The 11,749-nt window shown below is 61.9% G+C and carries 9 protein-coding genes; 5 read left to right on the forward strand and 4 right to left on the reverse strand.

Annotated features, from left to right (window positions below; translation table 11 throughout):
• The first annotated feature begins 212 nt into the window (after nt 1–212).
• The 3 genes from rplY to BN1132_RS06170 all read left to right on the forward strand — a co-directional run bounded on the left by rplY (nt 213) and on the right by BN1132_RS06170 (nt 4,888).
• A complete protein-coding gene (rplY, locus tag BN1132_RS06160) occupies nt 213–500 on the forward strand; it encodes a 50S ribosomal protein L25 (protein ID WP_041205748.1) in 288 nt (95 codons plus the stop codon).
• Between the two features lie 204 nt (nt 501–704).
• Nucleotides 705–3,875 carry a hybrid sensor histidine kinase/response regulator gene (locus BN1132_RS06165; protein WP_042075994.1) on the forward strand — a complete coding sequence of 1,057 codons (3,171 nt, stop codon included), beginning with the start codon at nt 705–707 and terminating at the stop codon, nt 3,873–3,875.
• Nucleotides 3,872–4,888 carry a response regulator gene (locus BN1132_RS06170; protein WP_042075996.1) on the forward strand — a complete coding sequence of 339 codons (1,017 nt, stop codon included), beginning with the start codon at nt 3,872–3,874 and terminating at the stop codon, nt 4,886–4,888. The genes BN1132_RS06165 and BN1132_RS06170 overlap by 4 nt, the downstream gene beginning before the upstream one ends.
• Here the strand turns inward: BN1132_RS06170 and BN1132_RS06175 are convergent.
• The 3 genes from BN1132_RS06175 to selD are packed head-to-tail and all read right to left on the reverse strand — an operon-like array spanning nt 4,864 to nt 7,666.
• Nucleotides 4,864–5,508, reverse strand: coding sequence for an MBL fold metallo-hydrolase (locus tag BN1132_RS06175; RefSeq protein ID WP_042075999.1), 645 nt, complete (start codon nt 5,506–5,508; stop codon nt 4,864–4,866). The genes BN1132_RS06170 and BN1132_RS06175 overlap by 25 nt on opposite strands.
• Complete coding sequence (gene mnmH, locus BN1132_RS06180; protein ID WP_042076001.1) at nt 5,502–6,632, reverse strand: tRNA 2-selenouridine(34) synthase MnmH; 1,131 nt, start codon at nt 6,630–6,632, stop codon at nt 5,502–5,504. The genes BN1132_RS06175 and mnmH overlap by 7 nt, the downstream gene beginning before the upstream one ends.
• Nucleotides 6,629–7,666: a selenide, water dikinase SelD gene (selD, locus tag BN1132_RS06185; RefSeq protein ID WP_042076003.1), complete on the reverse strand. Its 1,038-nt coding sequence runs from the start codon at nt 7,664–7,666 to the stop codon at nt 6,629–6,631. The genes mnmH and selD overlap by 4 nt, the downstream gene beginning before the upstream one ends.
• Nucleotides 7,667–7,935: 269 nt before the next feature.
• Between selD and BN1132_RS06190 the strand changes: the two genes are divergently transcribed.
• Entirely contained in the window at nt 7,936–8,580 is a 645-nt protein-coding gene (locus tag BN1132_RS06190) for a glutathione S-transferase family protein (protein WP_042076005.1), read from the forward strand.
• A 72-nt stretch (nt 8,581–8,652) separates the two neighbouring features.
• On the opposite strand, the gene BN1132_RS06195 is transcribed toward BN1132_RS06190, so the two are convergent.
• Entirely contained in the window at nt 8,653–9,846 is a 1,194-nt protein-coding gene (locus BN1132_RS06195) for a class I SAM-dependent methyltransferase (protein ID WP_042076007.1), read from the reverse strand.
• Between the two features lie 219 nt (nt 9,847–10,065).
• Here BN1132_RS06195 and BN1132_RS06200 point away from each other — a divergent pair, with 219 nt between their 5' ends.
• Entirely contained in the window at nt 10,066–11,598 is a 1,533-nt protein-coding gene (locus BN1132_RS06200) for a flagellin N-terminal helical domain-containing protein (RefSeq protein WP_042076010.1), read from the forward strand.
• The last annotated feature ends 151 nt before the right edge of the window (nt 11,599–11,749 follow it).

The raw sequence follows: 11,749 nt of genomic DNA on the forward strand, positions 1-11,749 counted from the left end.
CCCGGCCCAGCGCCAGCAGCAGTTTGCCCGCCTGGAGCAGGGGCGCTGAGGGGCGCGTCGGGGCAGGGGAGAGCCTCGGCATCTGCCAGTGCGATGGCAAGCGGTTCGTCCCTTGTATCCACCCCGGGCCCGTGCTAGTATTCGCGCTCGTTTTGCGAGGTGCTGACCGGTCGCAGTCAACACCATACATTCATCTAAAAGAGATACTTACTATGTCTTTCGTATTCCAAGCTGAAGTCCGTTCTGACCTGGGGAAAGGTGCGAGCCGCCGCCTGCGTCATGCTGACCAAGTTCCTGCCATCGTTTACGGTGCAGGCAAAGAAGCCGTGTCCGTTACCCTGGACCACAAGAAGCTGATCCTGGCCCAAGAGAAGCCGGAGTTCTACTCCTCCGAGCTGACCCTGGTCATCAACGGCGAAGAAGTGAAAGTGAACGTGAAGGCTATCCAGCGTCACCCGGTTCGCTACAAGCTGGTTCACTTGGACTTCGTTCGCGTCTAATCGACAACGAATGTTCCTGTGAAGAGGCCACCCAATCGGGTGGCCTCTTTGTTTTTACAGCATTTTTGCCGGGAAAATAAAATACTCAAACAGCACTATTGGTCTTTACTTGTAGGCATGATTGACAGCAGGTCACGTGTTGTGATGCTCTGATGTCCACAAGGTGCTCGAACAAATCCATTTTTCGGGGTGATGTTGACCGTTATGAAGGGAATCGTACGGACATATTTCCTGCTGTTTTCACCTATTCTGCTGTTGGTCCTGGCGGGGGGCTATCTGCTGGGCAATGCACTGATCGAGCGCGAGCTCTACCGCGTTCGCAGCGATGAGAGCACCTTCCTAGCGCTTGCCAGCGGCCGCCTTGACGGCGAGCTGGCGGTGCCGCTGCGCCATGTGCGCAGCATGTCGGAAGAGCCCATTCTGCTCGAGGCGGCGGGTCGCAATGACCGTGACACCTTGGCCGTCCAGTTCACCATCCTGATGAACCGTAATCCCGACTATGCCCAGGTGCGTTGGCTTGCCCCGGATGGCATGGAGTTGGTGCGCATCGATCGTCAGGGACAGCGTGTGTGGCGTGTGACGGACGACCAGTTGCAGAACAAGGGGGAACGTTACTATTTTCGCGACGCCATGGCGCTGCCCTGGGAGCGGGTCTACGTCTCGCCGCTCGATCTCAACGTTGAACACGGAGTGATCGAACGCCCCTTCAACCCCATGATCCGCATTGCCAAGCGTATGCGCCTTGGGGGACGAGATCTTGGTCTGCTGCTTATCAACGTGCAGGCCGCCCGTATGCTCAAGGAGTTTGCCGACAGCAGCGGCAAGGCGGCCGATCACACCATGCTGTTCAACCAGGACGGATATTGGCTGCATAGCCCGGACCCATCCCAGGAATGGGGCTTCATGCTCGAACGCCCGGATCTCACCCTGAAGCACACGTCCCCCCAGGCCTGGCAGGCGTTCTGGGGCGCATCAAACGGCCAGATGGAGTCTGCCGACGGACTGTGGAGCTGGACCACTCTGTACCCGGCACAGAATCATGATCAGCTGATCTGGAAAGCCGCTTCCCTGGTGCCGCGCAGCGAGCTGCTGGCCATTCGCACTCACATCTGGGGGATCATCTCGGCCACTTGCGCGATGCTGCTGCTGTTGTTTGGTGCCGGGGTGGCCGCATTGGTGCGCAGCAGGCACAGGGAGCAGCTGGCCCAGCAGGAGGCGGCCAGGCTGGCACAGGTCAAAGGGGATTTCATCGCCAACATGAGCCACGAGATCCGCACCCCCATGAACGCCATCATGGGGCTGACTTACCTGCTCGAGCAGGGAGGGCTCGACGATGGCCAGCATGTCCTGGTGCGCAAAATCCACCAGGCCGGGCAGGCGCTGCTCGGGATCATCAACGACATTCTCGATTTTTCCAAGATTGAGTCGGGCCGGCTCGAGCTTGAGCGGGTGCCATTCAGTCTGGAAGAGGTGCTTGATCACGTGGCGGCCATCATGTCCACCTGCGTTGGCCAGAAGCACCTGGAACTGGTGGTGAGCAGTGCCCCCGAGCAGGTTTCCCATCTGATTGGGGACGCCCTGCGCCTCGAGCAGGTGCTGCTCAACCTGACCGGCAATGCCATCAAGTTTACCGAGCGCGGGGAGGTGGAGGTCAAGGTCGAGCTGGAAGCAGAGCAAGAGGGCATGGCCACCTTGCTGTTTCGGGTGCGCGACACCGGGATCGGCATTCCCCCCGAGCAGCAGGCCAACATTTTCAATGCTTTCTCCCAGGCAGACTCCTCCACCAGCCGCCGTTTCGGAGGGACCGGGCTCGGTCTGACCATCAGTCGCCGCCTGGTGAACCTGATGGGGGGGGATATCGGCGTCACCAGCGAACTGGGCAAGGGGAGCGAGTTCTGGTTCCGCGTCCGGCTGGAGCAGGTGGAGCGGCCCGAGGCCCTGAACGAGCGTCTGCAGCACATCTCGCTGCTCATCGCCGACGACAATCAGGTGACCCGTGACGCCCTGTCGATGACGGTGGGTTCCCTCGGTTGGCAGTCACGGGTGGTGGAGTCCGGTGAGCAGGCGCTGCACCATCTGCTGCGCCAGGGGGAGCGTTTCGATGTGATCCTGCTCGACTGGATCATGCCGGGCATGGACGGACTCGAGACCTGCCTGGCCATTCGCCGCGCCTTCGAGCAGCAGGAGCGTTCACCCATCATCATCATGGCGACCGCCTACTCCCAGGATGAGCTGATGCACTGCCCCGGCTCGGAGCAGGTGGATCTGGTGCTGCACAAACCGGTGACCGGCTCCAGTCTTTACAACGCGGTGGCACGCCTCATCCACGAGAAGCGCGAGCACGTGGAGCCGCTTGAGAGTGGCCAGCGCCGTCTGCGCCTGCCGGGCGTGCATGTCCTGCTGGTCGATGACAGCGACATCAACCTGGAGGTGGCGACCCGCTTGCTGCAACGGGAGGGGGCCGAGGTGATCACCGCCATCGACGGGGAGCGGGCCCTGGCTTGTCTCGCCGATCCGGCGCGGCGCATCGATCTGGTGCTCATGGATGTGCAGATGCCGGTGATGGATGGCTACGAGGCGACCCGTCGCCTGCGCCAACTGCCGGGACGCGGAGAGACTCCCGTGCTGGCACTCACCGCCGGGGTATTCAAGGATCAGCGCGAAGCGGCGCTTGCCAGCGGCATGAACGACTTCATCGCCAAGCCGCTCGATGTGGAGCAGCTCATCGCGACCTTGCTGCGCTATTTGCCGGACTGCGTCCTGCCGCTCACCGTGAGCGACGAGCCACGCGCCCAGGAGCCGGTGGCCGGCATCGATATCGATACCGGACTTCGCAACTGGGGTGAAGCCTCGGTCTATCTCAAGTACCTGCGCCGTTTTCGCGATGACTACATGACGGTCGGCACCGTGTTGCCGGACTACATCGCCCAGCACGAGACCGATGCGGCCGCAAGCCTGACGCACAAGATAAAGGGGGTGGCGGGCAGTCTGTCGCTCACGGATGTGGCGCGCATCAGCGCCGAGCTGAACGAGGCCATCGAGCAGGGTGGGGACACCAGTCAGCTCATCGCCCCCTTCCTCGAGGCGCTGGAGCAGGCACAACATGCCATCGATACCTATGCCGGGCGCGAGCCGGGCGCGGTCAGCTCCCCGCTGGCCCAGGGGGAAGCGCGGGAGGTCTGCCTGCACGCCCTGCATCAGGCCCTGGTGAGCGAGGATCTGGATCTGATTGAGCCGGCGCTGAGTCAGGCCAGGAGTTACCTGCCTTGCGAGCTGGTGAGCGAGATAAGTGCGGCCCTGGAGCTGTTCGATATTCCGTTCGCCACCCGCAAGCTGGAGGATTATCTGGAGGATCGGGAGGAACCTGCGCCATGAATCGACCGCGAGTGCTGATCATCGACGACGAGCCGAGCAACCTTGGGCTGCTGCGGCAAATCCTCAAGGAGGAGTACAACCTCTTCTTTGCCAAGGGGGGAGAGGAGGGGTTGGCCGCCGTGGGGCGCCACGAGCCGGCCCTGATCCTGCTTGACGTGCGCATGCCCGACATGGATGGTTACGAGGTGTGCCGCCGGCTCAAGGCCGATCCGGCCCACGCGGGGATCCCGGTACTCTTTATCACCGCGAGCGACAACGCAGACAGCGAGAGCCAGGGGTTTGAGGCGGGCGGGGTGGATTACATCTACAAGCCGGTCTGCCCGAGCACGGTGCGTGCCCGGGTGCGCAATCACCTCTCCCTGGTGCGCCTCGATCAGCTCGAGTGCAGCTATCGCACCGCCATCGTCATGCTGAGCGAGGCGGGTCACTACAACGACACCGACACCGGCGTGCATATCTGGCGCATGGCCGCTTACGCCCGGGCCCTGGCCGATGCGGCGGGCTGGAGTCCGGAGCAGTCGGAGTTGCTGGAGCTGGCGGCCCCCATGCACGACATGGGCAAGATTGGTATCCCCGATCACATCCTCAAGAAGCCCGGTCCCCTCACCGAGGAGGAGTGGGTCATCATGCGCAGTCACCCGCGCATCGGTTACGAGATCCTCAGGCGATCCGATGCCCCCATATTTCGCATGGCGGCGGAAATTGCCCTGCATCACCACGAGAAATGGGACGGCTCGGGTTATCCCGCCGGCGAGACCGGCGAGGGGATCCCCGAGGCGTCGCGGATCGTGGCCATTGCCGATGTGTTTGACGCTCTGAGCGTGCGCCGCCCCTACAAGGAGCCCTGGCCTCTGGACAGAGTGCTGGCCACCATGCGTGATGGTGCCGGTCAGCACTTCGATCCCCGGCTGCTCGCCCGCTTTCTCGAGATCATGCCGGAGATCTTGCGCCTCAAGGCCCAATGGGATGCCCGCGAGGCGCGGGGGGATTACCAGATGGGCGCTGTCAGATAGGGATTGCTGGCCTTCTCGCGACCGAAGGTGGAGCTGGGACCATGGCCCGGGATGAAGACGATATCATCCCCGAGCGGCAGCAGGGTCTCGGTGATCGAGCGGATCAGGGTGGCGTGATCTCCGCGCGGGAAGTCGGTACGGCCTATGCTGCCGGCAAAGAGCACGTCCCCCACCCAGGCGAGGCGTTCGGCCTGGCTGAGCAGCACGACATGACCCGGGGTGTGGCCCGGGCAGAAATAGACCTCCAGCTCGCAATTTCCAAGCTGAACCTTGTCCCCCTGGGCGAGCCAGCCATCCGGGGTGAAGGCCGGGGTATGGGCAAAGCCGAACATCTGGCTCTGCTGGGGCAGGATGTCGAGCCAGAAGGCATCTTCCCGGTGGGGGCCGACAATGCTGACACCGGTGCGAGTGCGCAGTTCGGCGGCGGCCCCCACGTGATCCATGTGGCCGTGGGTCAGGATGATCTTCACCAGCCGCAGCTCGTGCCTGGCGATGGCGGCCAGCAGCTTGTCCGCCTCGCCACCGGGATCGATCAACGCCGCCTGGCGGGTCTCGTCACACCAGATGAGGGAACAATTCTGGGCGAACTGGGTGACGGGGATCACCTCGAACTTCAACATGTGGGACTCTCCTGATGGGTCTGAAGGGCGTGCTGCTCGGCGAAGAAGGCGAGGCAGGCCTCTTTGTCGCCGCGAAACCGGATCCGCTCGCGCTTGTTGTCCAGCTGATAGCGGTACATGGGGTCATAGTAGCGGGTCAGCAGAAGGCGGATCCAGACCAGGTGGGCGGCGGTCTCCCCGCTTTCGGCCTGCTCGGTGAGGGCGGCCTGCAACAAGCCATCCAGCTCGCGGTGGTCCTTGTCCCCGAGCCGGCGCTTGAGCCGGGCCATGGCGTCGGTGAGGTAGCCGGCAAAGAGCGGCCAGCCCGCCTCCTGGCCATACATTGCCAGGTAGCGCTGCCAGAGATCCTGCACATAATCGATGCGGATCTGCTCGGCGCGTTCATCTTGTGACACCTCCACCACCACCAGGGGCGCCCGGCACATGGCTTCATAGAGGTTCAGCGGCAGGGCGCAGCGACCGATGAGGCGGCTCTCGTCCTCCACCACGAAATGCGTCTCCCCCCGGTGGCGGCGCTTGAGCAGTTCGATGGCGATCCGGTTCTCGAAGTTGATGTTGCTGGGCTGCCCCCCCGGCAGCTGGCCAAAGGAGGAGCCCCTGTGATGGGCGTGCCCCTCCAGATCCACCGCCTGGGCAATGTGGCCAAGCATGTGGGTCTTGCCGGAGCCGGTCATGCCGGTCAGTACCGTCCAGCGGCACTCGGTCGAGGCGCTCGCCTGGGTGTCGATGAGGAAGCGACGCAGCTCCTTGTAGCCGCCATCCACCCGGGGACGGGGGACGCCGGCCTCGGCCAGCCACTGCTGCACCGTCTGGGAGCGCAGGCCGCCACGGAAGCAATAGAGCAGGGCATCTGGCTGCTGGCGCAGCTGGGCCAGCCACCCCTCGATGCGCGCGGCGCGCACCTCGCCCCCCACCAGCCGGTGACCCAGCGCGATGGCGGCGGCCTGACCTTGCTGCTTGTAGCAGGTACCGACCCGGGCACGCTCCTCGTCCGTCATCAGCGGCAGGCTGACGGCATTGGGGAAGGCCCCCTCATTGAACTCGACGGGGGCGCGCAGATCGATGAGCGGCACATCCTCGAGGAAGATGCGCGCCAGGTTCGTTTCGAGCGGCAGTGCACTCATTGGACAACCTCGATAAAGCGCGTGCCTTCCAGCGGCTTCATTGCCCCGACAGGAGTGAGGGAGAGCCCTTCCTCCCGCGCGATGGCCAGCAGCTCGGCCTCGCTCTGGGAGCCCACCGCCACCAGCAGGCCGCCGCTGGTCTGGGGATCGCACAGGATGTTGCGGGTGCGCTCATCCATGGTGTCTAGCTTGTGGCCGTAGGAGTCGTGGTTGCGCAGGGTGCCGCCCGGCACGCAGCCTTCACTCAGGTAGTGATCCACCTCGGGCAGCAGCGGCAGCGCCTTGAAGTCGAGGCGGGCGCAGACCCCTGAGCCTTCGCACATCTCCAGCAGGTGGCCCGCCAGGCCAAAACCGGTCACGTCCGTCATGGCGTGGACCCCGGGCAGGGCCGCGAAGCGCTGGCCAATCTTGTTGAGGGTGCACATGGCTTCTGGGGCCAGCTGCTCGTGCTCGGGTTTGAGCTTGCCCTTCTTCTGGGCCGTGGTGAGGATGCCGATGCCAAGGGGCTTGGTCAGATAGAGGGTGTCGCCCACCCGGGCGGTGTCGTTCTGCTTGATGGCATCGAGCGGCACTATGCCGGTCACCGCCAGGCCGAAGATGGGCTCGGGGGCGTCGATGCTGTGGCCGCCGGCGAGCGAAATGCCCGCCTCATGGCACACCTGGCGGCCACCGTCGATCACCTGCTGGGCAATCTCGGGCGCCAGCGTGTTGATGGGCCAGCCGAGGATGGCGATGGCGACGATGGGTTTGCCGCCCATGGCGTAGATGTCGCTGATGGCGTTGGTGGCGGCGATGCGGCCGAAGGTAAAGGGATCATCGACGATGGGCATGAAGAAGTCGGTGGTGGAGACGATGCCCTGGCCGTTGCCGATGTCCACCACGGCGGCGTCATCCTTGCTGCTGTTGCCGACGATCAGGGTGGGATCGTCAAAGCCCGGGATCTGGCTCTTCAAGATGGTGTCGAGCACCCTGGGGGAGATTTTGCAACCACAGCCGGCGCCGTGGCTGTACTGGGTGAGACGAATGGCAGACATACATACCCCTCTTGGTTCAAGCTGGTGTCGGCTCGCACCCCGGGGTGCGACCACACTCATGGTCCACGACAGTAGTGATCCCGGACAGGGCCGAGGAGCCGCAGGACCAGGCCCTAGGAGGGCCGGGCGGGATCACGAAACGCCGCATTATGCCACAAAGCGTGTGGGGAGTCCGCAGCCCGTGCCAGAGACGTGAAGAGAGGGGCCCGGCAGAGGCGCCCGGTTGGGAATAGACTGGTCAGGACATCCCCATACAAGGAGTGATCCCGATGAAACTCTACGCCCATCCCTTCTCGTCCTACAGCCAGAAGGTGCTGATCGCCCTCTACGAGAATGACATCGCCTTCGATTACCTCAACCTGGAGTCCGCGGCGGTGAAGGCCGAGCTCGCGCGCCTCTGGCCCCTCAAGCGCTTCCCCGTGCTGGTGGACGGGGATCGCACCCTGCTCGAGAGCAGCACTATCATCGAGTATCTCCAGTGCCGTCATCCCGGCCCCCACTGCCTGGTGCCCGAGGGGGAGGCGGGGATCGAGGTGCACATGATGGATCGCCTGTTCGACAACTATGTGATGACGCCGATGCAGAAGGTGGTGCTGGACAGGATGCGCCCGGCCACCGAGCGCGACGGTTACGGGGTGGCCCAGGCCCGCGAGATGCTGGACAAGATCTACCCCTGGCTGGATGAGCGCCTCGCCGGGCGGACCTGGGCGGCGGGAGAGGCGTTCACCCTGGCCGACTGCGCCGCCGCCCCCTCGCTCTTCTATGCCGACTGGGCCCATGAGATCCCGCCTGTATTCACGAACCTGCGTGCCTACCGCGCCCGTCTGCTGGCCCGTCCTGCCATCGCCCGGGTGGTAGACGAGGCGAGGCCCTATCGCCACTACTTTCCTCTGGGTGCCCCCGCGCGGGACTGAGGCACCAAGCCCCGATAAAAAACAGGCCCGCGATGCGGGCCTGTGTGATCAATATGTCTGTGTCTTGGATGATCAGCGGGCGCGGACTACCAAGCCCTTGAGGTAGAAGCCTTCCGGATAGGCGGTGCCGATGGGGTGATCGGATGCCTGGGACAAGAGCTCCAGGATCTGGGCATCGCGACCGGCATCGAGCGCCGCATCGGCCACTATCTTCTGGAACAGGCTCTGCTCCATCAGGCCGGAGCAGGAGTAGGTCAAGAGCACGCCGCCCGGCGCCAGCAGCTGGAACGCCAGCATGTTGATGTCCTTGTAACCGCGGCAGGCCCCCAGCAACTGGGCCTTGCTCTCGGCAAACTTCGGCGGATCCAGCACGATGACGTCGAACTTCTCGCCCTTGTCGCGGTATTCACGCAGCAGCTTGAACACGTCGTGGCGGATGAACTGGGCCTTGGTGGCGTCTAGGCCGTTCAGTTCGGCGTTCTGGCGGGCGATGTCCAGCGCATTCTGGGAGAGATCCACGTTGACCACTTCCCTGGCGCCCCCCTTGAGGGCGTAGACGCCGAAACCGCCGGTGTAGCAGAAGCAGTTGAGCACCCGCTTGCCCTCGGTGTACTTGGCGGCCGCCTGACGGTTGTCACGCTGGTCCAGATAGAAACCGGTCTTGTGGCCGTTACGGATGTCCACCAGGATCTTGACGCCGCCGTTCTCCTCGATGACCACGGGCTCGGTCGGGGTCTCGCCATGGATGACGCCGGTGCGCTCCTTCAACCCCTCCTTCTTGCGAACCGCCACGTCGGAACGCTCGTAGATGCTGCACTCCGGGTAGAGGGTGCGCAGGGCCTTGGTGATGAGCTCACGCTGGAACTCGGCGCCGGCGGAGAGGATCTGGCACACCAGAAAATCGGCGTAGCGGTCTATGGTCAGGCCCGGCAGGCCGTCTGACTCGGCGGCGCAGAGGCGATAGCCGGTGAGACCCTGACGCTTGATCAGCGGATCCCGGGACTCCTGGGCGTATTTCAGCCGGCGGATAAAGAAGTCCAGATCCACGGTCTCGTCCTTGTCGAAGGTCCAGACCCTGGCGCGGATCTGGGAGCTGCCGGACCAGGCGCCGCGGGCGAGCCACTTGCCATCGTTCGTGAAGATCTCGACGGTGTCACCGTCGATGGGGTTGCCCTGAACCCGCTCTATGCCCTTGGAGAAGATCCAGGGGTGGCGGCGCAGCAGGGATTTTTCGCGGCCTTTGACGAGATAGATGGAAGCGCTCATGGGGGTTACCGATGCCAGAAAGAAGAGGGGGCGTATTTTAGTGGCAACGCCGGGTTTAAGCCAGTCCTGTCTCGGAGTGACAAGCTTCGCCGTCTTAGGTCCTGTGGAATGGTTGTTCACTCTTTTAACAGAGTTGTCATTTTCAACTAAAGAGTCATTTGGTTATGCCGATAGTGATTAAGACCACATCGAATCTCATAGTTTCAATAGAGCCTTGTTATGTCATTGTCTGTTAATACCAATATCTCGGCCATCGCGGCGCAGCGCCACCTGAATAGATCATCGACCACCCTTGACTCGGTATTCCAACGGCTTTCATCCGGCCTGCGCATCAACAGTGCTGCGGATGATGCGGCCGGTTTGCAGATCAGTAATAGGTTGACCAGTGAGATAAATGGAACTGGCACGGCCATCAGAAATGCAAACAATGCGATATCCATCGTGAACGTGGCCGATGGAGCTCTCGATGAATCGTTCAATCTGATGCAACGGATGCGAGTGCTGGCATTGCAGTCGGGTAGTGGGGCCAATACGGCAGCGGATCGTATCGCCCTGAACGAGGAGTTTCAGCAGCTCAGAGCAGAGATGGATCGTATCGCGACCAAGACGACGTTTGCGGGCCAGAACTTATTGGCAGGTTCATTTAAAGGGTTGTTTTCCATCGGTGCTTATGCTGGCGAAAACATGGTCATTACTGATTTGAACGCACAGACTAAAAATCTGGGGGAAATGGGGTGGTTAGCGCGTAACCCGGCAGGCAGCAAACCCGGCGCTTACAGCATCGACAGTCTCAAACTCGCGTCACAACCCATCACGCTCAATGGCGTGACGTTTGACAAGGATTACGGGACCCTTGAAGAGTTCGTTGCCGATATCAATGCCACTCAGTTTCCCAACAATCAGGGTCCGGTACAGGCCCAGCAGAGACCTTTTTCTGTCGTCTCTTCCGTGGATCTATCAACGCTGCCAGCCTATATCGATATTGAAGGACAGACTGTTGATCTGATGACAGATATTGATATGACGGGCTGGGATCCCATTCACCCGACAACCGAAAACAGTGTCTTGATGGCAAAGATTGTTGGCCGGATCAATTCGGTTGCATCTTCGCTGGGGCTCGGCTTTTCTGTGAGTAGTTCATTTAACAATAATCCTGCGAATAATCAGCTCACCATCAACAGTCATCAGGGAAAGAGCCTCACTCTCAATAACGGTTCGAGTCACCCGCCGCAGCCAGCGCCACCAGCCCCACCGGCTCCACCCCCACCGCCGATTTCGGCGAATCCGTCGCTCAATGCTCTACTGACCAACGTCAGCGAGACGACATATATGGGGCAGCTTGAGTTGTCCTCATCGGGTGATCAATATTCAAATATCGATATGACTGGCAATTCGCTCAGCTCCTTCGGCTTGTTTGCGCAAGATAAGATGAAGTACACCGTTGATAACATTGATGTGTTGAATGACAGCAATGCAAGCCAGGCGGTGAAGACGCTTGATACGGCCATGAAGCAGTTGGGAGTGCAACGTTCCCGCATCGGTGCACAGGCCAATGCGCTCGATTCAACGGTGCGGCGCTTGAGCGGTGCGAATGAAAACCTCAGTGCTGCGCGATCCAGAATTCGGGATGCAGATATAGCGCGTGAATCGGCTCGCTTAGTGCGCACCAATATCATGCAGCAGGCGAGCTCAGCCATATTGGGGCAAGCGAATACCAGACCCAATATCGCACTTCGTTTGCTGCAATTTTGAACGCTGTGCGCAGGATCAACTCAATCCGGATACGCGATTAATCCGAGAGCCGCCGTCTGCATGCAGGCAGTACGCCACTGCTGTATTGATGTGGGCTGCCAGTTGTTGCCATCCATCTGTTGTTGCCGATATGTACAGATCTAGTTATCAC

It is taken from the genome of Aeromonas sanarellii (assembly GCF_000820085.1).
GTDB lineage: Bacteria > Pseudomonadota > Gammaproteobacteria > Enterobacterales > Aeromonadaceae > Aeromonas > Aeromonas sanarellii.

Coding starts and splice junctions, on each gene's coding strand:
- rplY (WP_041205748.1), top strand. CDS start 213: ATGTCTTTCGTATTCCAAGCTGAAGTCCGTTCTGACCTGGGGAAAGGT.
- BN1132_RS06165 (WP_042075994.1), top strand. CDS start 705: ATGAAGGGAATCGTACGGACATATTTCCTGCTGTTTTCACCTATTCTG.
- BN1132_RS06170 (WP_042075996.1), top strand. CDS start 3,872: ATGAATCGACCGCGAGTGCTGATCATCGACGACGAGCCGAGCAACCTT.
- BN1132_RS06175 (WP_042075999.1), bottom strand. CDS start 5,508: ATGTTGAAGTTCGAGGTGATCCCCGTCACCCAGTTCGCCCAGAATTGT.
- mnmH (WP_042076001.1), bottom strand. CDS start 6,632: ATGAGTGCACTGCCGCTCGAAACGAACCTGGCGCGCATCTTCCTCGAG.
- selD (WP_042076003.1), bottom strand. CDS start 7,666: ATGTCTGCCATTCGTCTCACCCAGTACAGCCACGGCGCCGGCTGTGGT.
- BN1132_RS06190 (WP_042076005.1), top strand. CDS start 7,936: ATGAAACTCTACGCCCATCCCTTCTCGTCCTACAGCCAGAAGGTGCTG.
- BN1132_RS06195 (WP_042076007.1), bottom strand. CDS start 9,846: ATGAGCGCTTCCATCTATCTCGTCAAAGGCCGCGAAAAATCCCTGCTG.
- BN1132_RS06200 (WP_042076010.1), top strand. CDS start 10,066: ATGTCATTGTCTGTTAATACCAATATCTCGGCCATCGCGGCGCAGCGC.